We start from the raw sequence: 21956 nt of genomic DNA, 5'->3' as shown, positions 1-21956 counted from the left end.
AGCCTCCCGGTATCGCGGGAGGCTTCCGGCTAATTTGGTCGAGCGGTGCGATTCAAGGCTGTCTTCCGACGGCTGTTCGCCGTGGTAATCCCGTGAGATCACAAGGACGGTGCCATGAAGAGAATTGCCTTCCTGCGTTGGATGAATGCTGACGGTCGCCTGGAAGGCGAGATCGCGAAATCGGCGGCGGGATGCAGGAGGTCCGATGCGCCCCGTCATTTCGTAGGCCGCTTGCGGGTTTTCCTTTCAGTGCATGGATATGGCTGGTTCGCCAGTTTCGCGTTGATCGCCGTGCTTTCTCTGCTCGGGACTGCGCCTGTCTCGGCACAGAGCGACTCCTACGAGTATTGCTACGCGGGAATTTGTTATCAGAAACAGGTCGATGCCGAGAATGCCATGCGGGCCGCATCGGTTTATGGCTCCCGCCTCAAGAAAAAGAAGGGCGCGATCGGGAACGCATCGGAACTGAAAAAATGGACGATCGAATATACGGTCGATGACATCGTCCCGCCGATGAATTCATCGGTCTATCTGATCGACGTCGGAAATCCGGCGCCAGCATATTGTCCTCCCAGCGGTGATCCTGTCTATCCGAATTCGTGCCTGAACGAGTCCGTCATGATCACCAACTTCATGGCGCAACAGCAGGCATCCAATCCCGCTTGCACGATCACGGATGTGAGTCCGGAGAACACTTATGACGTGCCATTCAGGCAGTCGAAGATATGGGCATTCAACAATGGACTCTGGACCGGATTCCTGCGCCACAACAGGCAGTCGAATGCGAGAGTCCTGAAATGGACCATTTTCTGCCCTGGATGGTCTGCTCCGGTCGCCCGCAGCGTGCCGCTGTACATGTTCACATCCTACGTATGCCCTGCGGGTTATGAGCCGAAGGACGGCTACCATCCAAGCGTAGGGCTCTCTCCCACTCTCGTGCTTTACGACGCGTATCAGGTCTGCAAGCCTTCCGGCCCGTTCCCGACCATCACAGCCAAGGTGATGCAGTCATGTTCGAAACCGGCGAGCGAGAATCCATGCTATCCGGCGACCGGGGACAAGGCGCGGTTCGAAACCGACTTCGAATTTTCAGGTCGTTCCTTCGTCCGTTCTTATCATTCCATACGGCAGGCGGGGATGTTGCCGGAACTGGCGCCTGGTTGGGTTCATTCCTACTCTGATCGTATCGTGACCGCGCCTTCGGGCAGTATCGGCATGATTCGTGATGACGGTTACATCGAAGCCTTTACCCGCGTGGGTACGACTTCCCGATACGCATCGGTTGATGATTCGGTGCGCGTACTGGACCAGCAGGCGAACGGAACATACATCCTGTATTCCGAGAATGGCATCCTTCGAACGTTCAATTCTGCAGGGAGACTGACCAGAATCGAGTCGCAATCCAGCTCCGGATGGAAGATCGATTTCACGTACTACTCCGATCGATTGATCGGGGCCGTCGATAACCTCGGACGTACGCTCGCCTTTCAATATGCGAACGACCGACTCTCGGTGGTGGTGCTTCCGGATGGCTCCCAGGTCGGCTATGCCTACGATACTGCCGGCAATCTGCAGTCGGTCCAGTACCCGGATGGAAGAGTCAGGACTTACCACTACAACGAGTCGGGATACTCGGATGCCAACGATCCGCATGCGTTGACCGGGATCACCGCCGAGGACGGTCAGCGATATGCGACGTTTGGCTACGACAGCCGTGGCCGCGTCAGACTCAGCCAGTTGCATTCGGCTGGTGGCGTGGTCGAAAAGACGGAACTCACCTATACAGGCGATACGCAGGCGACGGTGACGACGCCGTCGGGCGAGACAAAGACGTATACCATGTCGAACAGCAGCGGCTATCGACGCGCGACCGCTGTTGTCGGTTCGGGAGGCAGCGAGTACACGACATATGCCGGGCCGCGCATATTCGAAAGCCGGGACAAGGCGCAAAACATTACCCGTTACGAATATTCGACGGATGGGTCTTACCGTGCGGCCAGATTAGATGCCTATGGCACCACCATCGAGCGTGCGGTGAGGACGAGCCGCAACAGCCTCTATCAAATCAGTTCGATCGACATCCAGAAAAAATCCGGATCGAGCTATATAACCAAACAGCGCCGCGAATGGACTTACGACTCGCTGGGCCTGGTCCAGACGCAAACGATCATCGACCCCGCCACCAGTGCGTCCAGGACGGTCACCTACAATCATTGCACCGATGCCGACGTGCTGGCGGGAAGTTGTCCGATGCGCGCATTGCTCACGTCGGTCGATGGGCCACGTACCGACGTTCTGGACAAGACGACGTATTCGTACTATGCCAACGATCATGCTTCGTGCGCATCGAATCCGGCTGGCTGCCTCTATCGGAAAGGGCAGTTGAAACGGGTCACGAACCCGCTCGGGCAGTTCGTCGAGTATCTTGCTTACAACATGTACGGCAAGCCGACGTCCGTGCAGGATGCCGATGGGATCGTTGTCGATTTCGTCTACAACCTTCAGGGTTGGCTGACTGCGCACAAGATCCGTGGGGCGAACCCCGCATTGGAGAGCGACGACCAGATCTCAACGATCGAGTACTGGCCGACGGGCACAGTCAAGAAGTTTACTTCGCCCGATGGGGCGTTCCTGTCGTTCACGTACGATGGCGCCCGGCGTCTTGTCGGAATCGTCGACGCCGAGGGAAACAGCATCGTCTACACGCTCGACAGCGCCGGGAATCGAACTCAGGAGCAGATCAAGGACGATCAAGGCGTGTTGATGCGCAATCTCTCGCGCGCATTCAATGCGCTGGAACAACTCCAATCGCGAACCGATGCCTACAATCGAACGGTATCGTTCACCTACGACGTGAACGAAAACCTTGACCAGGCGACCGATCCGCTCAGCCGGGTCGCGGACAACAACGTCGACCCGTTGAATCGTCTCAGCCGCACCCTGCAGGACATGAACGGCATCGCGGCCGAAACCAAGTTCAGCTACGACGTGCTGGACAACCTGACCCAGGTCAACGATCCGAAGGGTCTCGATACCAACTACGCTTACAACGGCTTCGGCGATCTGACCCAGTTGCAGAGCCCGGACACCGGCATCACGACCTACACCTACGACAGCGCCGGCAACCGGGCCTCGCAGATCGATGCGCGCGGCGTGACCACGACCTACGGCTACGATGCGTTGAATCGATTGACCTCGATCGCATATCCGACCGCGTCGCTCAACACCGGCTACGTCTACGACACGACGCAGGCGGTCTGCCAGAGCGGCGAAGGCTTCAGTGTTGGCCGGCTGACGAAGATCGTCGATGGCAGCGGCAGCACGAGCTACTGCTACGACCGGTTCGGCAACCTCGTGCGCAAGGTGCAGGTCACCAACGGCCAGACCTTCACGCTGCGTTATCTGTTCAACACCGCCGGGCAGATGACCGGCATGGTCTATCCCGATGGCGCCGTGGTGGACTACGTCCACGATGCGCTGGGCCGCGTGAGCGAAGTCGGCGCGACGCCTGCGGGCGGGACCCGGCAGGTCGTGCTCGCCAATGCGACGTATTACCCCTTCGGCCCGGTCGCCGAGTGGATTTATGGCAATGGTCGGGTGATGAAGCGCAGTCTCAATCAGAACTATCAGCCGGGCTTCGTCGAGGTGATCGGTCCCGGCGGCTTGAGCCTGGGCTACGAGTTCGACGAAGTCGGCAATCTCAAGAAGTTGCGGACCGCGGCGCAGGCCGAACCGCCGCTGCGTGCCTTCGGTTATGACGGCTTGAATCGCCTCGTCGAAACGAAGGACGGCGCCACCGCCGCGGTGTTGGAAGCCTATGCGTACGACCCGACCGGCAACCGCACGAGTGCGACCGTGAGCGGCGCGACGACGGCCTATGGGTACGGCAGCGGCAGTCATCGCCTGAACAGCGTCGGCGCGACAGCGCGCGGCTACGACGACGCCGGCAACACTACGCAGATCGGCGGCGCGGCGAAAACCTTTGCCTACAACGACCTCAACCGGATGAGCCAGTACCTCGAATCCGGAATCGTGAAACGCAACTACGCCTACAACGGCCGCGGCGAACAGGTGCGGACGTGGCTGGCGGCGAACGACGACCGCTACAGTTTGTACGCCGAGAGCGGGCAATGGTTAGGCGAGTACGACAGTGCCGGTGCGCCGGCGCAGCAGATCGTGTGGTTGGGCGATCTGCCGGTGGGCGTGCTCACGGGCTCAGGCGTTGCGCAGAAGCTGCATTACATCGAAGCCGACGCGCTGGGCACGCCGCGGGTGGTGGTCGATCCCGCGCGCGGTGCGGGCGGCACTGCGGTGTGGCGCTGGGAGTTGACGGGCGAGGCCTTCGGTAACACCGCGCCGGATCAGGACACGGACGGCGACAGCATCGCGTTTGTGTTCGATATGCGGTTCCCGGGGCAGCGGTATGATGCGGCAAGCGGGCTCAATTACAACTACTTCCGGGACTATGAGTCCGGCACAGGGAGATACAGTCAGAGTGATCCGATTGGGCTTGCGGGCGGCATCAGTACGTATGGTTACGTCGGTGGAAATCCGCTTACAGCCATTGATCCAGAAGGACTGATGGGCTTTGGAACACCTGGTTCGCCTAGGAGATCAGGTGGACGTGTTGGCGGCGTTACTCGGCCATCAGGGCCGACACCGACAGAAATTTATAATGGGATGAGAACTTGGCGTGTGTGGGGACATAGAACTTTCCCCGGAGAAAGAAACTCGTTCGAAAGGCACTGCACAGTCAGTTGCATTTTGTCGAAAAAATATGGGGTCGGTATTACCCGTCTTTCCGGCATAGTGAACGAGTATCAGGGTTTCTATGTCCATGATCTTTGGGACTTGAGCGGAAGGTATAGCAGACAAAGACCTTGGGCGTTCCAGCCGGATGATCTTGCTGCGAATGAAAAAGGATTCGATTGTTCTAAAAAGCAGAATTGCTCCAACACAGGAGGCGATGAGGCTTCTATTGTTGATGAATGCACGAAGTGCTGCACTCTTGGAGTGATGTATGGCTATTGATTTTCGGACAGCTGCTCTCGTGCTTATCGTTATTTTTTTTGTTGGATGCACAGGCAGGCCTCAAGAAGACCGTATTTTGAAGCAAGTTAACGAATATCTCTCTAAGAATCAGATTGGCTGCCCCGTAAGCGCAGACTACAAGGGAGTTGGAGAGGGTGACGCTGATACCGCGTACATCACTGTTGCGCTTCGGCGGCAAAAGGCGGGCGCAAGTATTCCCGGCCGAGATGTTGAGTTGATGTTTAGCCATCAAAGAGATGGGGAATGGCTGATTACGTATGAATCATCGAGAGAGTTAGCCTCTACAGCGAAAGCGATTTGCCTTGAGTGAAGTCTCCAACCCAAGCGAGTAGGATCAGGTTGACTTCTCGCTAGCCGATCAAACAAGAAGCCCGCGCAGTGCGCGGGCTTCTTGTTTTGGCCGCTTGTACAAGTTTGGTAACTACCCGACACCCGGGCTTCGGTAGAAGCGGTTAAGCGGCGAGTGTGTCGGGTTGGATTTTGGTTGTCGCCTTCGTTTCGGGAACGATCTGCGGGAAGTCGGTCGACTTTACACAGTGAATGAAGCTTCACTCGTCGATATCAGGGTGTCGGTGACAACGATGGTATCAAGGCTATATGCCTGCCGCCTTTTCGCGGGAAGTGCGATTATGCAGCGCCCGCAAACGCACGATAGCGCGCATCCAGCGCCGCGACATGTCGCTGCAGATCATCGAGTGAGCCGTTGTTGACGATCACGTCGTCGGCGATCGCCAGCCGCTGTTCGCGGGTGGCCTGTGCGGCGATCATTTTGTCGGCGAGTGCGGCGTCGATGCCGTCGCGCTGGATCAGCCGGGCGCGCTGGGTCTCGACCGGCGCGTCGACGACGAGGAAGCGCTGCAGCCACGGATACGCGATGCGGCCGCCGACTTCGGTCAACAGCGGGATCGCGGCGATGGCGTAGGCACCGGGGGCCTGCGCGCACTGGCGCATCAGCGTTTCGCGCACGCGCGGATGGACGATGGCTTCGAGGCGTTTGCGCGCGCTGTCGTCGCCGAACACGCGCTGGCGCATCGCGGCGCGGTCGAGGCTGCCGTCGGTGGCGAGGATGTCGGGTCCGAAGGCGGCGACGACTTCGGCCAGGCCTGCGCTGCCCGCGGCGACCGCCTCGCGCGCGGCGAGGTCGGCGTCGGCGACGGCGATGCCCAGCGCTTCGAACGCGCGGCCGACTGCGGTCTTGCCCGAAGCGATCCCGCCGGTCAGGCCGACGCAATACGCGGCCACGGTGTCAGTCCAGGCCGCTCATGCGCATGTAGGTGCCGATGATCTGATCGCCCCAGATGAACACGATCCAGCCCGCGATGGCGAGATAGGGGCCGAACGGAATCGTGGTGTTGCGGTCGCGGCCCTTCATGGCGAGGAAGATCGAACCGATGATGGCGCCGACCAGCGACGACATCAGCGCGATCGGCAGCAGCGCCTTGTAGCCGGCCCAGGCGCCGAGCGCGGCCAGCAGTTTGAAATCGCCGTGGCCCATGCCGACCTTGCCGGTGAGCTGCTTGAACACCCAGTACACCGCCCACAGCGACACATAGCCGAGCACGGCGCCGGCGATCGCGGCCTTCGCAGGGATGAAGAGATTGTCGACGCTGGCGATCAGTCCCAGCCACAGCAACACCAGAGTGATCTGGTCGGGCAGGATCTTGGTGCGCAGGTCCATGCCCGCGCCGGCGATCAGGAAGCAGCTCAACAGCGATGCGCCGAAGCCCTGCCAGCCGAAACCGAACCGCCACACGCAGGTCAGCACCAGCAGCATCGTCAGCAGTTCCACCGCCGGATACTGGATCGAGATCGGCGCCTTGCAACTGCGGCAGCGGCCGCGCAGCGCCAGCCAGCTCAGCACCGGGATGTTCTCGTACCACGACAGCTGGTGGCCGCAGTGCGGGCAGTGCGAGCGTTCGACCACGATGCCGGGCGGCGGCGGGTCGTAGAGTTCGGGCTGTCCGAGTTCTTCCTGCGCGTCGCGCTTCCACTCCCACTCCAGCCGTTTCGGCAGGCGCAGGATCACCACGTTGAGGAAACTGCCGACGAGCAGGCCGAGCCCGGCCGCGATCGGATAACCGAGGGCCGGGTTCTGGTCGAGAAATGCCATCGATGCGCGGGCCCGGCGATCAGCCGCCGACGGCCGCGGCCAGCTTGAAGATCGGCAGATACATGCCGACGACCATGCTGCCCACCAGCACGCCGATGATGACCATGATCATCGGTTCCAGCAGGCTGGTCAGCGCGTCCACCGCGTTGTTGACCTCCTGCTCGTAGAACTCGGCGACCTTGAACAGCATGCTGTCGAGCGCGCCGGCCTCTTCGCCGATCGCGGACATCTGGATGACCATGTGCGGGAACAGGTTCACCTGTTTCATCGCCATGTTGACCGGATAGCCGACCGAAACGTCGTCGCGGATACGCCACACCGCCTTCTCGTAGACCGCGTTGCCGGTGGCGCCGGCGACGCTCTCAAGCGCTTCCACCAGCGGCACGCCGGCCTTGAAGGTGGTGGCGAGGGTGCGCGCGAACCGCGCGATCGCCGAGTTGTGCATGATCTGGCCGATCACCGGCACCTTCAGGATCACGCGGTCGAGGAAGTGCTGGAAGCCCGGCGAGCGCTTGTAGGCGAAGACGAAGGACACCACGCTGCCGACCACCGCGAACAGCATGATCCACCAATAGGACACGAGGAAGCGCGAGAAGGTCACGATCAGCTGGGTGAAGGCCGGCAATTCGGCGCCGAAGTTCTTGAACACGTCCTCGAACTGCGGCACCACGTAGATCAGCATGATCGAGCTGACCAGAATCGCGACCACGATCACCATGGCCGGGTAGAACAGCGCCTTCTTGATCTTGCCCTTCAGGGTTTCGATGTTTTCCTTGTAGGTCGCGATGGTGTCGAGCACGGTTTCGAGCACGCCCGCCGATTCGCCGGCGCGCACGAGGTTGCGGTACAGCTCGTCGAAGTAGATCGGGTGCTTGCTCATCGCCTCGTAGATCGAGGAGCCGCCCTCGATGTCCATGCGTACGGCATCGACCAGGTTCTTCATGCGCAGATTCTTCTGGCCGTTGCCGATGATCTCCAGCGCCTGCACCAGCGGCACGCCGGATTTCATCATCGTGGCGATCTGGCGGCTGAAGATCGCGATGTCCTTCGCGGTGATCTTCTTGCCGGCGGCACCGAACAGCGGCTTGGGTTTGGGCTTCACCACGGTCGGCGTGATGCCCTGGCGACGCAGTTCCGCGCGCAGCAGGTTGGTGTTCTTGGCCTGCTGTTCGCCCTTCATCTTGATGCCGCGTTTGTCGGTGCCCTCCCAGACGTACATCGGCATGGTGTTGCCGGCGCGTTCGGTCGGGGCGTTCTTGACGGCGGTGCGGGAAGCGGCCATGGGTTAGTCCTTGGTGACGCGGTTGATTTCGGCGAGGCTGGTGATGCCGTTCTTGGCTTTGAGCAGCGCGGATTGGCGCAGGTTGTTCACGCCGGACGCCTGTGCGGCTTCGGCGATCTGCATCGAGTTGCCGCCCTGCAGGATGATGGCCTGGATCTTGTCGGTCATCGGCATGACCTCGTAGATGCCGGTACGGCCCTTGTAGCCGCCGGTGCATTCGGGGCAGCCGACCGCTTCGTACATGGTGATGCCCTCGCGCACTTCATCCGAGGTATAGCCTTCGGCCAGCAGTGCGTGTTCCGGCAGGTGGGACTCTTTCTTGCAGTTGCCGCAGAGCCGGCGCGCGAGTCGCTGCGCGATCACGAGGCTCACCGACGAGACGATGTTGAACGGCGCGATGCCCATGTTCATCAGGCGCGAGATCGTCTGCGGCGCATCGTTGGTATGCAGGGTCGACAGCACCATGTGGCCGGTCTGCGCCGCCTTGACCGCGATTTCGGCGGTTTCCAGGTCGCGGATTTCGCCGACCATGATCACGTCCGGATCCTGACGCAGGAAGCTGCGCAGGGCGGCGGCGAAGGTCATGCCGCGCTTCTGGTTCTGTTGCACCTGGTTGATGCCGGGCAGGCGGATTTCCACCGGGTCTTCGACCGTGGAGATGTTGCGCTCTTCCTCGTTGAGGATGCCGAGCGCGGTATACAGCGAGACGGTCTTGCCGGAGCCGGTCGGGCCGGTCACCAGCACCATGCCGTAGGGTTTCTTGATCGCGTCGAGGAACAGTTTCTGCTGGTCCGGCTCGTAGCCCAACTTTTCGATGCCGAGCTTCGCGGCGCTGCCGTCGAGGATACGCAGCACCACTTTCTCGCCGAACAGCGTGGGCAGGGTGCTGACACGGAAGTCGATCTGCCGGGTCTTCGACAGATTCAGCTTGATGCGACCGTCCTGCGGCACGCGCTTCTCGGCGATGTCGAGCTGCGACATCACCTTCAGGCGCGCGGCGATGCGCTGGCTGAGCTTCACCGGCGCCTTGGCGACCTGCTTGAGGATGCCGTCGATGCGCAGGCGCACGCGATAGTCGGTTTCGTAGGGCTCGAAGTGGATATCCGAGGCGCCGCGCTTGATCGCGTCGACCAGGACCTTGTTGACGAATTTCACCACCGGGGTGTCGTCGGTCTTGGCGTCGATGCCGCCGTCGCCGCCTTCGTCCTCGCCCCCCGACACGTCCAGGCTGTCCAGCCCTTCGGCATCTTCCATGCCGCCGAGCGAATCGTTGGAGTCCAGCCACACCTGCATCGTGCGCTGGATCGTCTCCTCGTCGACGAGGATCGGTTCCACCAGCAGGTTCGTGTGGAACTTGATCTCGTCCAGCGCGGCGGTATTCGTGGGGTCGGAGACGCCGACGAACAGCCGGCCGCCGCGTTTGAACAGCGGCAGCACGTGATGCTTCTGCAGCAGTTCGTCCTTCACCAGCCGGATCGCGCTCTGGCTCGGGTCCATGACCGCGGGGTCGAACAGCGGCATGCCGAACTCGATCGAATTGGCGGCGGCCAGTTGCGAGGGCGTCACCAGCTTCTGCTCGCGCAGGTAACTGGCGATCGGCTTCTTCTCGCGGGTCGCCGCATCCAGCGCCTGGCGGGCGGCGGTTTCGTCGAGAGCGCCGTCCAGCACCAGACGCCGGGCGATGCCGGTGATCCCGATCAGGTTGGAAGTGTGAGCAACGTTCAAGTCAGCAGCCCCTCGCCCCGCAGACCCCAAGTGGATCATGCACTCCCGACGATAACATCGAAACGGCATGAAGTTTCGGACAATGGTACCGGTTCGGCCAGGCCCGTGGCCTGGATCGGGCCGCCAGCGAATGGCGCGCAGCGTGCGCTGCCGGACCGGGATCGATTCTGATCCGCGGGCGGCGGAAAAAAAAGTGGCCCGGCGCGGTCGCCAGAGGTTGTCGGCGACGGGTCGGGCCTGAACGGAGAAGGGGCGCCTGAGCGCCCCTTCCGAAACACCGGTTGTCTACATCAGCGATTACGGGCAACCGTTCGGCTGGTGGTTGACGTTGGCGATGCTGGTGGTGCACGGCCACTGGCCCTGGGCGTTGCGGGTCAGGGTGATGGTCTGGCCGTTGATGCTCGGGTTGCCGATCAGGGTGCACTGGATCGACTGGCCGTTGGCCGCGTTCCAGTTGCCGGCGACGGTGATGGCGCTGCAGCGCGGGGTGGTGGCGGACAGGCCGACGTCGGCATTGGTGGCGGCGACGGCGCCGCGCTCACCGCTCTGGATGCCTTCTTCGAAGGCGGTCACGCCGCCGCGGATGTCGGCGAGGCCGGAGGTGGCCTGCGACTTGGCGACGTAGTTCTGGTAGGCCGGCAGCGCGATGGCGGCGAGGATGGCGATGATCGCGACGACGATCATCAGTTCGATCAGGGTGAAACCTTGCTGCTTCTTCATGGGTATTCCCTCGGGAGTGGAGTGGTGGAACGGAGCTTCTGTCTGGATCGTTGTCGGCGCGTGGCGACCGGACGGATCGGCGACGCGGGCGGAGCGACCTGTCCGGTAGGAATGCATTGCAGGAGCCGTGCCAAGTTTCCCGTTCGCAGATGGAGTCGGCGATGCCCGTTCATGAATTGCGACTGCGGGCATGTTCCGTACGTGCAGTGGTCCGGTTAAGGTCCGCAGCCGTTGGGTCGGTGATTGGCGTTGGCGATGCTGGTGCTGCAGGGCCATTGCCCCTGCAGGGTGCGCGTCAGCGTCACAGTCTGACCGAAGATGTCGGGACTGCCCGCCAGCGTGCAGCGGATGATCTGCCCGGAGGCGGCGTTCCAGTTGCCGCCGACGGTGATCGTGCTGCAGCGGTCGGTGTTCGGCGCCAGGCCGATGTCGGCCGGGCCGGCCGGCGCGCCCACGGCATTGCCCTCGACGTTCTGGATCCGCTCCTCGAAGACGACGACGCCGCCGCGGATGTCGGTCAGCCCGGCGGTGGCCTGGGATTTCGCGATGTAATTGAAGTAGGCGGGCAGGGCGATGGTCGCGAGGATCGCGATGATCGCGACGACGATCATGAGTTCGATGAGCGTGAAGCCTCGGTTGAGTCGGTGCATGGCGCTCATGTCCTGGATCCTCGTGGTGCGGGCTCGGTTCTGACGGAGTTTCGGTGCCATCTGGGATGCCGGGATGCGTCTGCCGGAACGAAAGAGGGGTGCCGAAGCACCCCTCTCGAATCGTCATCGACTCACATCAGCGATTACGGGCAACCGTTCGGCTGGTGGTTGACGTTGGCGATGCTGGTGGTGCACGGCCACTGGCCCTGGGCGTCGCGGGTCAGGGTGACGGTCTGGCCGTTGATGCTCGGGTTGCCGATCAGGGTGCACTGGATCGACTGGCCGTTGGCCGCGTTCCAGTTGCCGGCGACGGTGATGGCGCTGCAGCGCGGGGTGGTGGCGGACAAGCCGACGTCGGCATTGGTGGCGGCGACGGCGCCGCGCTCACCGCTCTGGATGCCTTCTTCGAAGGCGGTCACGCCGCCGCGGATGTCGGCGAGGCCGGAGGTGGCCTGCGACTTGGCGACGTAGTTCTGGTAGGCCGGCAGCGCGATGGCGGCGAGGATGGCGATGATCGCGACGACGATCATCAGTTCGATCAGGGTGAAACCTTGCTGCTTCTTCATGGGTGTTCCCTCGGGAGTGGTGTGGCGGTTTCCTTCACGTGCCCCGTGGCCAGAGTTTCTCCGGTTCCGTGGGCGCCCGTGCGACAGAGCACGTGCATGACAGAAGTACGCATATCCCATGCCAAGTTTCGTCACCGGACACGCGTCGCGGAAGCTTCCTTGCTGATGAGGCATGCATCACGTATCGCGAGCGGCAAAAAGTGACGCGATGCGTCATGTGTCGGACGGGGTGCCCATCGCTGTCAGTCTTGAACCGCGCGAAGGATCGGATGCCGATGCCGTGATCGGGTCAGCGCGATGTCCGGCGCTTGCGCGCCACGAGCGCATTCACGACCGGCCACGGGTCCAGATGCGAATAGCCGAGGATCCGGCCGTCCGATGCCTGCAGGACGACGCTCGCGCTGCCGCGGGAAGACTGCAGCGGCAGGATCGCCAGCGAACCGACGCCGGGATGGCGTGCGAAGACCTGCCGCCAGGCGGAACGCTGCCTGGCCGGTGCCAGTTCCAGCACGGTGTCGGCCGGGACGGCTTGACGGAGGAATGCGGTATCGGCCGGCGGGTAAGCAACGAAATGCGCCGGTTGCTGCGAGATGTCGAGACCGGAGAAGGACAGCAGCATCATTTCCAATCGGCGTTTCGGGTCGCTGGGCAACGGCGCGGCCACGATGGTCGGGCCCAGCGCCGGCGGATGCCGGTATTCGGCCGGCGCCTTTTTCGCGCTGGCCGGATCGATCTCGTTCGCGAACACCAGCCGGAAGCGATCCGAAATCGCGACCACATACGCCGGCCGGGACATCCATGCGGTGTGGAGGCCGAAGGCCATGGCGGCGATCTGCAGCAGGGCGATCACGGAAAGATCGAATTTCAACGAGGGTTTGCCCGTCTTGTAGACCAGCAGGGTCAGCAGCGGACCGAGGACGAGATCCACGCCCCCCAGCAGCGAGAGCAGCACCCCCGCGCGAGCCATGGCGAACAGTTCGGGTGGGTACCAGCGCCAGACCACGAAGCCCACGATGAGCGTCAGCACGACGAGACTGATCGCGAAATGGATCGCAGCGGCTTTCCAGCGGGTCATGGCGGCGGGTACGTGCGGGATGGACCTGGTCGGCGATTATGCGCAACGCCCCTGCGGGCGCAAGCTCGCGTGGACGAGCCGCCAGAGCGGGCCGGCCACGGACGAGGACCGGACCGGCGGCACCGCTTACTCGATGCCGAGTTTCTTCAGCTTGTAGCGCAGCGCGCGGAAGGTGATACCCAGCGCGGCGGCGGTTTTGGTCTTGTTGTAGCGGTGTTCCTGCAGCGCCTGCTGGATCGCGTTGCGCTCGATCTCTTCGATGTAGGAAGGCAGGGCGCTGGTGCTGGTGTCGCGCGGATTGCCTGCACGCGGGTCCGCGGCGGCGGCCGGCGGCGGGGGCATGCCGATCATGCCGGCGATCGGCGGCGGTACGGCGGCCACGGCCGCTGCGGGCGGCGCGAAGGATGCCTGCGGTGCGTTCGGCAAGCGCAGGTCGCGGGCGTCGATGATCTCGCCGTCGGCCATCGCCAGGGCGCGTTCGAGAATGTTTTCCAGTTCGCGGACATTGCCTGGGAACGGGTAAACCTCCAGCGCGGCGACCGCTTCCGGAGACAGGCTCGGCGCACGACGCTTCATGGCGTAGGCGAGGCGCTTGAGGATGGCGTCGGACAGCAGCGGCAGGTCGCCGAGACGTTCGCGCAGCGGCGGGACGTCCAGCTCGATCACGTTGATGCGATAGAACAGGTCGTGACGGAACTTGCCGTCGGCGACGAGCTGGTCGAGATCCTTGTGGGTCGCGGAGAGAACACGGACATCCACCGCGACTTCTGCGTTCGCGCCGACCGGGCGGACGGTCTTTTCCTGGATCGCGCGCAGCAGCTTGACCTGCATCGACAGCGGCAGCTCCGCCACTTCGTCCAGGAACAGGGTGCCGCCGTCCGCCACCTGGAACAGGCCGAGCTTGTCGGTATGCGCGCCGGTGAAACTGCCTTTCTTGTGGCCGAAGAACTCGCTTTCCATCAGCTCCGAGGGAATCGCGCCGCAGTTCACCGGGATGAACGGACCCGCCGCGCGCGAGCCCTGGGCGTGGATGGTGCGGGCGACCAGCTCCTTGCCGGTGCCGGATTCGCCGCGGATGTGCACCGGCGCCTGGCTGCGGGCGACCTTGGCGATCGTGTCGCGCAGTCCGACCATGGCCGACGAATCGCCGAGCAGCAGGGTCGAGCCTTCCGGGTTGGCCTGGCGACGGGTGTTCAGGTCGAGCGCCTGACGGACCAGGCCGCGCAGCACGGTCAGGTCGACCGGCTTGGTCACGAAGTCGAAGGCGCCGCTCTTCAGGGCCTCCACCGCGGCTTCGACGTTGCCGTAGGCGGTGATGACCGCGACCGGGGTGGTCGGGAAGCGGGTGGCGATTTCGGCGACAAGCTCCAGGCCCGAACCGTCCGGCAGCCGCATGTCGGTCAGGCACAGATCGTAAGCGACCGTGCTGAGCATCTCGCGGGCCACGGCCAGATTGGGTGCGGTGTCCGTGCGCAAGCCCATCCGCCCCAGTGTCACCACCAGAAGCTCGCGGATATCGTGCTCGTCGTCGACGATCAGCGCACTGCGTTGCTCGGCCATATTGCCCTCCTGCGTCAACTTTAGCCCATTTGCGGCAGGCGCAACAGCCGCAATGCTTGATCGGCGCAGCGATAGGCGACGACGATCAGGCCGGCAGCAGCGTGTGTTGGCTCGGCATGGTGATCCTGAAGCAGCAACCGCCGCCGGGCACGGGCACGTGATCCAGCGAGGCGCCGTTGGCGCGACACAGCTCCCGGGCGATGTAGAGGCCCAGTCCGGTGCCGTGCTCGGAGGTGGTGAAGAACGGGCGGAACAGCTGCGGCACCACCGCGTCCGGGATGCCGGGGCCGCGATCGATGACATCGATCACCGGGGTATCGTCCAGGCGGTAGGCGTGCAGGGTGATGCGCGCCGGCTCGCCCGGCAGATGACCATGGCGCCGCGCGTTCTGCACCATCGCGGTGAGAATCTGGTGCAGATGCTTGGGGTCGATCAGCGCCGGCACCAGCGGCTGCGGCGCGGCGAGCGTGATGTTGTCGGTCTCGTCGGGCACGGTCTGCCGGAATTCATCGATGAAGCCGCGCAGAAATCCGACCAGTTCGAGATGTTCGGCGGTCGCGCGCTCGCGCCGCGCCAGGCCCAGCACGCTTTCGACGATGCTGTTCGTGCGCATGCACTGTTGGTGGATGATCTGCACCATGCGACGGTCGCCGTCGGGCAGGTCGCGCGATTCCTCAAGCAACTGCGCCGCATAGCTGATCGCCGCCAGCGGGTTGCGGATCTCATGGGCCAGGCTCGCCGAAAAACGGCCCATCGCGGCGAGCGTGAGCGATTCGGCGCGGCGCGAGACCAGCGAGGTGTCGTCGAGGAAGATCAGGGTGTTGTCGCTGTTGGCGAGCAGGCGCGCGAATCGCGGTACCACCTCGAACTGGTCGTTGCCCAGCCGCAGCGGCGTGTCGTTGGGCAGACCGTTGCGCAGCCACTCGCTGAGCCGCAGCGCGAGTTCGGGCGCGGCCTCGACCAGCCGGCGGGTACCGGCGGCGCTCTCGCCGAGCAACAGCATGGCCGCCTCGTTCGCCAGACGGATGTGGGCTTCGCGGTCCACCAGCAGCACGCCGGTGCGCATGCGCCGGATGATGAGTTCGTTGATTTCGGCCAGCCGCACCGCTTCGGCACCGCGGCGTTCCGCCAGCGCCTCGGTCTTGCGCATCTGCAAGCGCAGTTGATGGGTCAGGGTGGCGATGGCCAGAAAGCTGACCGTGAACATCATCAGTTCCGCCATCGGCCGCGGGGTCTGCTGCTCCACCAGCAGGGTCCACAGATAGGCCGCGGCCAGTCCGGCCGAAGCCAGCACGGCGATGCCGAGTCCGATCCGCAGCGACAGCAGCAGCGAGGCCGAGCCGACATTGAACAGCAGCATCAGCGCCACGCCGGAGGTCGCCGAAGGCACGGCATGCGCGACGTACGAAGCCACCAGGATGTCGATGCCGACGCCGATCAGCGTCGGCCGGACCACATCGCCGGCCCTGCGCGCCTGGAACAACAACGCCAGTGCGGCGATCACATAGAGCGTTGCGGCCGCCGCGACCCAATGCTCATGGCCGGCCTGCGGTTCCAGCTTCGCCAGCGGGCTGAACACCAGCAGGGCCAGCAGCCCCGCTTCGAGCACCCGATACAGCGCGAACAGATACAGCTCGCGCCGCTGGTAGTCCTGTGCCGGCTGGGCGGATGCGGTGGAGAGGCTCAAGCCCGGGGTCCGTGGGGAAGTCGGGCGAGTATAGGCGTGCCCGGCGGCCCGCGCCGGCTTCGACCATGGTCCGGGCTGGCCCGCGCCCGGCGCATCGGCGAGAATATCGGCCTGTCCGCGCCCGTCCGCCCATCCGGCTCCCGCCGGAGGCGATCGCGACGCGGCCCCCGCACCCGCGTGCGGCCGTCTTCCCCGCATGGAACCCACATGAATTTCCACGAATATCAGGCGAAGCAGTTGTTTGCCGAGTACGGCATCGCAGTCCCGGCCGGTCGCGTCGCGCGCACTCCGGAGGAGGCCGTCGATGCGGCCAAGGCCATCGGCGGCGACTTCTGGGTGGTGAAAGCCCAGATCCACGCGGGCGGCCGCGGCAAGGCCGGCGGCGTCAAGCTGGCCAAGACCTACGACGAGGTGCGCGAATACGCCAAGGCCATGCTCGGCACGAAGATGGCCACCTATCAGTCCGCCGGTGTCGCCCTGCCGGTCGACAGCGTGCTGGTGACCCAGGCCACCGACATCGCCCAGGAGCTGTACCTCTCGGTGCTGGTCGACCGTTCCAGCAAGGCGGTCACCTTCATCGCTTCTGCCGACGGCGGCGTCGAGATCGAGAAGACCGCGGTCGAGAATCCCGACGCGATCAAGACTCTGCACGTGAACTACGTCCAGGGCCTGCAGGCCTACCAGTGCCGCGACATGGGCTTCGCGCTGGGCCTCAACGCCAGGCAGGTCGGCCAGCTCACGAAGATCATGCTCGGCCTGTACAAGCTGTTCAACGAAAAGGATCTGGCGCTGGTCGAACTGAACCCGCTCGCCATCCTCACCAACGGCGACCTCGCGGTGCTCGACGGCAAGATCAATTCCGACGACAACGCCACCTTCCGCCATCCGGAACTGGCCGCGATGCGCGATATCCGCCAGGAAGACGAGACCGAGGTGCTGGCGAGCCAGCACGATCTCAACTACGTCACGATGGACGGCAACATCGGCTGCATGGTCAACGGCGCCGGTCTCGCGATGGCGACGATGGACGTGATCAAGCTCAACGGCGGCGAGCCGGCGAACTTCCTCGACGTCGGCGGCGGCGCCAACAAGGAGCGCGTGACCGAGGCGTTCAAGCTGATCCTGCGCGATCCCGACGTGAAGGCGATCTTCGTCAACATCTTCGGCGGCATCGTCCGCTGCGACATGATCGCCGAGGGCATCATCGCCGCGGTGAAGGAAGTCGACGTGAAGGTGCCGGTGATCGTCCGCCTCGAAGGCACCAACGTCGAACTGGGCAAGGACATCCTCAAGAATTCGGGCCTCGCCATCATTCCCGCCGACGACATCAACGACGGCGCGAAGAAGGCGGTCGCTTCGGTGAAGGCCGCCTGATCCGCAGAGAACACCTCTCATGAATCCCCTCCCCCGCGCGCGCGGGAGGGCTAGGGTGGGGGCGACGAACGGCCCCCATCCCGACCTTCCCCCGCATGCGGGGGAAGGAGACAACCCAAGGATTTCGAACCCATGTCCGTTCTCGTCAACAAGAACACCAAAGTCATCGTCCAGGGCTTCACCGGCCAGCAGGGCACCTTCCACGCGCAGCAGATGCTCGACTACGGCACGCAGGTGGTCGGCGGCGTCACGCCGGGCAAGGGCGGCACCGAGCACATCGGCCTGCCGGTGTTCAACACCGTCGCCGACGCCGTGAAGACCACGGGCGCCGACGCGTCGGTGATCTACGTGCCGCCGCCGTTCGCGGCCGATGCCATCCTCGAAGCCGCGGACGCCGGCATCCGGGTCATCGTCTGCATCACCGAGGGCATTCCGGTGCTCGACATGCTGCGCGTGAAGAACACGCTGAAGGGCTATCCGGAGGCCGTGCTGATCGGTCCGAACTGCCCCGGCGTGATCACCCCGGGCGAGTGCAAGATCGGCATCATGCCGGGCCACATCCACTTGCCGGGCAAGATCGGCATCGTCTCGCGCTCGGGCACGCTGACCTATGAAGCCGTGAAGCAGACCACCGACGCCGGCCTCGGCCAGTCGACCTGCATCGGCATCGGCGGCGACCCGATCAACGGCACCAACTTCATCGATGCGCTGAAGCTGTTCCAGAACGATCCGCAGACCGAGGGCATCATCATGGTCGGCGAGATCGGCGGCAGCGCCGAAGAGGAAGCCGCCGAGTTCATCGCGCAGCATGTCACCAAGCCGGTGGTCGGCTTCATCGCCGGCGCCTCGGCCCCGGCCGGCAAGCGCATGGGCCACGCCGGCGCGATCGCGTCGGGCGGCAAGGGCACCGCCGAAGGCAAGTTCGCGGCGATGGAAAAGGCCGGCATCACCACCGTGCGCTCGCCGGGTGACCTCGGCGCCGCCATCGCGAAGCGCCTCGCGAAGTAAGTCTTCGTCACGCGCGCGCCGTTTGATCGCGCAGTTCGACGCAGGCCGCCTCCGGGCGGCCTTCGTTTTGCGCGTATGAAACAAGGCGCCCGACATTTTGTGTTGACCCTCGGCGATCGGCCCACTATGTTGTGCCCGTCGAAGGTGCCGACCCCGCCCGGGGTCGGCTGAAATGGGAACCCGGTGAGCGCCATCGCGCTCGATTCCGGGGCTGCCCCGCAGCGGTAATCAGGAACGACCCGCGTCAATGGCACTGGCCTTGTCCCGCAACGGGACGCACGGCTGGGAAGCGACGCGCAGTAGGAGCGACCGGTCCGGTCGCGCGCCTGTAAGCCCGAAGACCTGCCTCGACCGGCGCCCGACAGGCGCCGTCTGGCCACCGTCTCCGCGGGGAGCGTCGGTCGAAGTCGCGCACGGGCAGGAAGCCCGCGCCGCATCGTGTCCGGTGCATCGCTTCGATCCGCAATCCGCGCAGACGCAGGCTCGCCCGAGGGGGCGAGGGCCGGTGTCCGTGCGCATCGGTCGCGACCGCCGTCGTGGCACCCGATCCGTCCCGCAGCGGGACGCGCGCGTCCGCCGCTTTCGCTTCCTCTCCATTGCGCAACGGAGAGGACCGATGACCACCGCGACACCCACCAGAACACCCAGCAGGCCACCCACCAGAACCACGGATGCGGCCGCGACCGCACCGGCCGCAGGTCCGCAGCGCGATTTCGCGCTGGCGCCGCCGCATGCGGCCATCGCCATGACCATCACCAAGCGCGACGGCCGCCGCGAGCCGGTCGACGTCGGCAAGATCGTCCGCGCCGTGCAGCGCTGCTGCGATGGCCTGGACGACATCGACCCGATGCGGGTCGCGCTGAAGACCATCGCCGGCATCTACGACGGCGCGACCACCCGCGAACTGGACGAACTGTCGATCCGTACCGCCGCCGCGTTCACCGCCGACGAGCCGCAATACGCGCGCCTCGCCGCGCGTCTGCTGTCGGGCTACATCGACAAGGAAGTGGCCGGACAGGGCGTGCATTCGTTCTCGCAGTCGATCGCGCTGGGGCACGCGCTGGGCCTGATCAACGACCGCGTGCGCGGCGTGGTCGAGATCCACGCGCGCAAGTTCAACGATGCGATCGACATCGCCCGCACCCGTCATTTCGAGTACTTCGGCCTGCGCACGCTCTACGACCGCTACCTGCTGAAGCACCCGCAGCGGCGCACGGTCATCGAGACGCCGCAGCAGTTCTTCATGCGTATCGCGGTGGCGCTGACCGAAAGCCCGGGCGCGGCGCTGGAGCTGTACGCGCTGATGTCATCGCTGGACTACATTCCCAGCTCGCCGACGCTGTTCAATGCCGGCACCTGCCACGAACAGCTGTCGTCGTGCTTCCTGCTCGATTCGCCGAAGGATTCGCTGGCCGACATCTACGCCCGCTACGGCGACGTGGCGCAATTGTCGAAGTTCTCCGGCGGCATCGGCCAGTCGTATTCGCGGATCCGTTCGCGCGGTGCGCTGATCCGTTCCACCAACGGCCGCAGCAACGGCATCGTGCCGTGGCTGAAGACCCTCGATGCCTCGGTGGCGGCGGTGAACCAGGGCGGCAAGCGCAAGGGCGCGGCCTGCATCTATCTGGAGACCTGGCACGCGGACATCGAGGAGTTCCTCGAACTGCGCGACAACACCGGCGACGAGATGCGCCGCACCCACAACCTCAATCTCGCGAACTGGGTGCCGGACCTGTTCATGCAGCGGGTCGAGAACGACGGCGACTGGTCTCTGTTCGATCCGAACACGGTGCCGGAATTCGTCGATCTGTGGGGCGAGGCCTTCGAGCGCGCCTACGCGCAGGCCGAGCAGCAGGGGCTGGCGGTGCGCACGCTCAAGGCCCGCGACCTCTACGCGCGCATGATGAAAGTACTGGGCGAAACCGGCAACGGCTGGATGACGTTCAAGGACGCGTCGAACCGCACCTGCAATCAGGTCGGCCCGGGGCGGACGGTGCATCTGTCGAACCTGTGCACCGAAATCCTGGAAGTGACGTCCGCCGAGGAAACCGCGGTCTGCAATCTCGGTTCGATCAACCTCGCCAAGCATGTCGCGGTCGACGAACGCGGGGCGCCGCACTTCGACTTCGGGAAGCTCGCCGAAACCGTGCGCGTGGCCGTGCGTCAACTCGATCGCGTGATCGACCTGAATTTCTATCCGATCGAATCCGCGCGCCGATCGAACCTCCGCTGGCGTCCGGTCGGTCTGGGCGTGATGGGCCTGCAGGATGTGTTCTTCCGGCTGCGTCTGTCGTTCGATTCGGCCGAAGCGCTGGCCCTGTCCACGCGCATCGCCGAACGCGTTTACCTGCATGCGATCGAGACCTCGTGCGAGCTCGCCGAAGAACACGGCGCGCATCCGGCGTTCGTCGAGACCCGCGCCGCCGCCGGGACCCTGCAGTTCGACCTGTGGGATGCCGAACCGGCCGAACGCGACGCGTGGGAGGCGCTGAAGCCGCGGATCGCCGCGCACGGCCTGCGCAATTCGCTGCTGATCGCGATCGCGCCGACCGCGACCATCGCGTCGATCGCCGGCTGCTACGAATGCATCGAGCCGCAGGTCAGCAATCTGTTCAAGCGCGAAACCCTGTCCGGCGATTTCCTGCAGATCAATCGTCATCTGGTCGACGAACTCAAACGCCTCGGCCTGTGGACCGAAGCCACGCGCGATGCGATCAAGCTCGCCGAGGGCTCGGTGCAGGGCATCGACGGCATTCCCGACGTGCTGAAGTCGGTCTATCGCACCGCCTGGGAACTGCCGCAGAAGGCGCTGATCGATCTGGCGGCCGCGCGCGGGCCGTACATCGACCAGTCGCAGTCGCTCAACCTGTTCATGGAGAGCCCGAACATCGGCCGGCTGTCGTCGATGTACATGTACGCCTGGAAGGCCGGATTGAAGACGACCTACTACCTGCGCTCGCGTCCGGCGACGCGGATCGCGAAGGCGACGGTGGCGCAGGCCTACACGCCCCAGGAAGCGCTGGCCTGTTCGCTCGAAAACCCGGAAGCCTGCGAGGCCTGCCAGTAAGCCTTTCTCCTTCCCCCGCGATGCGGGGGAAGGTCGGGATGGGGGCCTTTCGCATGCTTCCATCACATCACCCCAACCCT

15 protein-coding genes and 1 riboswitch are annotated in these 21956 nt (G+C 64.2%); of the genes, 5 read left to right on the top strand and 10 right to left on the bottom strand.

Annotated features, from left to right (window positions below):
- Positions 1-114: 114 nt before the first annotated feature.
- The gene (locus tag ABD974_RS09975) at positions 115-5031 is read left to right on the top strand and encodes an RHS repeat-associated core domain-containing protein (protein ID WP_345303171.1); all 4917 of its coding nucleotides are present in this window, start codon (positions 115-117) and stop codon (positions 5029-5031) included.
- Positions 5021-5362, top strand: coding sequence for a hypothetical protein (locus ABD974_RS09970; protein WP_345303170.1), 342 nt, complete (start codon positions 5021-5023; stop codon positions 5360-5362). The genes ABD974_RS09975 and ABD974_RS09970 overlap by 11 nt, the downstream gene beginning before the upstream one ends.
- Before the next feature lie 317 nt (positions 5363-5679).
- On the opposite strand, the gene coaE is transcribed toward ABD974_RS09970, so the two are convergent.
- From coaE to ABD974_RS09920, 10 genes are all read right to left on the bottom strand, one after another.
- Positions 5680-6294 (bottom strand): dephospho-CoA kinase, encoded by a 615-nt coding sequence (coaE, locus tag ABD974_RS09965; protein WP_345303169.1) that lies wholly within the window; start codon positions 6292-6294, stop codon positions 5680-5682.
- Between the two features lie 4 nt (positions 6295-6298).
- Positions 6299-7162, bottom strand: coding sequence for a prepilin peptidase (locus tag ABD974_RS09960; protein WP_345303168.1), 864 nt, complete (start codon positions 7160-7162; stop codon positions 6299-6301).
- Positions 7163-7181: 19 nt separating this feature from the next.
- A complete protein-coding gene (locus ABD974_RS09955; RefSeq protein ID WP_425562672.1) occupies positions 7182-8444 on the bottom strand; it encodes a type II secretion system F family protein in 1263 nt (420 codons plus the stop codon).
- 3 nt (positions 8445-8447) lie between these two features.
- Positions 8448-10208, bottom strand: coding sequence for a type IV-A pilus assembly ATPase PilB (gene pilB, locus ABD974_RS09950; protein ID WP_425562671.1), 1761 nt, complete (start codon positions 10206-10208; stop codon positions 8448-8450).
- 258 nt (positions 10209-10466) lie between these two features.
- Entirely contained in the window at positions 10467-10889 is a 423-nt protein-coding gene (locus tag ABD974_RS09945; RefSeq protein WP_345303166.1) for a pilin, read from the bottom strand.
- 215 nt (positions 10890-11104) lie between these two features.
- Positions 11105-11539, bottom strand: a complete 435-nt coding sequence (locus ABD974_RS09940) for a pilin (RefSeq protein ID WP_425562679.1) — start codon at positions 11537-11539, stop codon at positions 11105-11107.
- A gap of 143 nt (positions 11540-11682) precedes the next feature.
- Positions 11683-12105, bottom strand: a complete 423-nt coding sequence (locus ABD974_RS09935; RefSeq protein WP_345303164.1) for a pilin — start codon at positions 12103-12105, stop codon at positions 11683-11685.
- Positions 12106-12394: 289 nt separating this feature from the next.
- Entirely contained in the window at positions 12395-13180 is a 786-nt protein-coding gene (gene tfpZ / locus ABD974_RS09930) for a TfpX/TfpZ family type IV pilin accessory protein (protein WP_345303163.1), read from the bottom strand.
- Between the two features lie 126 nt (positions 13181-13306).
- Positions 13307-14740, bottom strand: coding sequence for a sigma-54-dependent transcriptional regulator (locus ABD974_RS09925; RefSeq protein WP_345303162.1), 1434 nt, complete (start codon positions 14738-14740; stop codon positions 13307-13309).
- 85 nt (positions 14741-14825) lie between these two features.
- Positions 14826-16427 carry a sensor histidine kinase gene (locus ABD974_RS09920; protein ID WP_345303161.1) on the bottom strand — a complete coding sequence of 534 codons (1602 nt, stop codon included), beginning with the start codon at positions 16425-16427 and terminating at the stop codon, positions 14826-14828.
- 207 nt (positions 16428-16634) lie between these two features.
- Between ABD974_RS09920 and sucC the strand changes: the two genes are divergently transcribed.
- From sucC to ABD974_RS09905, 3 genes are all read left to right on the top strand, one after another.
- The gene (gene sucC / locus ABD974_RS09915) at positions 16635-17801 is read left to right on the top strand and encodes an ADP-forming succinate--CoA ligase subunit beta (protein ID WP_345303160.1); all 1167 of its coding nucleotides are present in this window, start codon (positions 16635-16637) and stop codon (positions 17799-17801) included.
- A 132-nt stretch (positions 17802-17933) separates the two neighbouring features.
- Entirely contained in the window at positions 17934-18809 is an 876-nt protein-coding gene (gene sucD, locus ABD974_RS09910) for a succinate--CoA ligase subunit alpha (protein WP_345303159.1), read from the top strand.
- Positions 18810-18933: 124 nt separating this feature from the next.
- A riboswitch (cobalamin riboswitch) is annotated at positions 18934-19173 on the top strand.
- 252 nt (positions 19174-19425) lie between these two features.
- Positions 19426-21876: a ribonucleoside-diphosphate reductase subunit alpha gene (locus tag ABD974_RS09905; protein WP_345303158.1), complete on the top strand. Its 2451-nt coding sequence runs from the start codon at positions 19426-19428 to the stop codon at positions 21874-21876.
- Positions 21877-21956: the final 80 nt, after the last annotated feature.

The organism is Lysobacter hankyongensis (assembly GCF_039543145.1).
In the GTDB taxonomy this organism is placed as follows: domain Bacteria; phylum Pseudomonadota; class Gammaproteobacteria; order Xanthomonadales; family Xanthomonadaceae; genus Lysobacter_I; species Lysobacter_I hankyongensis.
Note: the sequence above shows the minus strand (reverse complement) of the source record. Positions and strands in the feature narration are given on the sequence as shown.

Bases quoted from the DNA above. Each gene is read 5' to 3' on its own strand.
- ABD974_RS09940 (WP_425562679.1), bottom strand. From the start codon at position 11,539: ATGCACCGACTCAACCGAGGCTTCACGCTCATCGAACTCATGATCGTC.
- ABD974_RS09905 (WP_345303158.1), top strand. From the start codon at position 19,426: ATGACCACCGCGACACCCACCAGAACACCCAGCAGGCCACCCACCAGA.
- sucD (WP_345303159.1), top strand. From the start codon at position 17,934: ATGTCCGTTCTCGTCAACAAGAACACCAAAGTCATCGTCCAGGGCTTC.
- ABD974_RS09925 (WP_345303162.1), bottom strand. From the start codon at position 14,740: ATGGCCGAGCAACGCAGTGCGCTGATCGTCGACGACGAGCACGATATC.
- ABD974_RS09960 (WP_345303168.1), bottom strand. From the start codon at position 7,162: ATGGCATTTCTCGACCAGAACCCGGCCCTCGGTTATCCGATCGCGGCC.
- ABD974_RS09955 (WP_425562672.1), bottom strand. From the start codon at position 8,444: ATGGCCGCTTCCCGCACCGCCGTCAAGAACGCCCCGACCGAACGCGCC.
- pilB (WP_425562671.1), bottom strand. From the start codon at position 10,208: ATGATCCACTTGGGGTCTGCGGGGCGAGGGGCTGCTGACTTGAACGTT.
- ABD974_RS09935 (WP_345303164.1), bottom strand. From the start codon at position 12,105: ATGAAGAAGCAGCAAGGTTTCACCCTGATCGAACTGATGATCGTCGTC.
- ABD974_RS09975 (WP_345303171.1), top strand. From the start codon at position 115: ATGAAGAGAATTGCCTTCCTGCGTTGGATGAATGCTGACGGTCGCCTG.
- ABD974_RS09945 (WP_345303166.1), bottom strand. From the start codon at position 10,889: ATGAAGAAGCAGCAAGGTTTCACCCTGATCGAACTGATGATCGTCGTC.
- sucC (WP_345303160.1), top strand. From the start codon at position 16,635: ATGAATTTCCACGAATATCAGGCGAAGCAGTTGTTTGCCGAGTACGGC.
- tfpZ (WP_345303163.1), bottom strand. From the start codon at position 13,180: ATGACCCGCTGGAAAGCCGCTGCGATCCATTTCGCGATCAGTCTCGTC.
- ABD974_RS09970 (WP_345303170.1), top strand. From the start codon at position 5,021: ATGGCTATTGATTTTCGGACAGCTGCTCTCGTGCTTATCGTTATTTTT.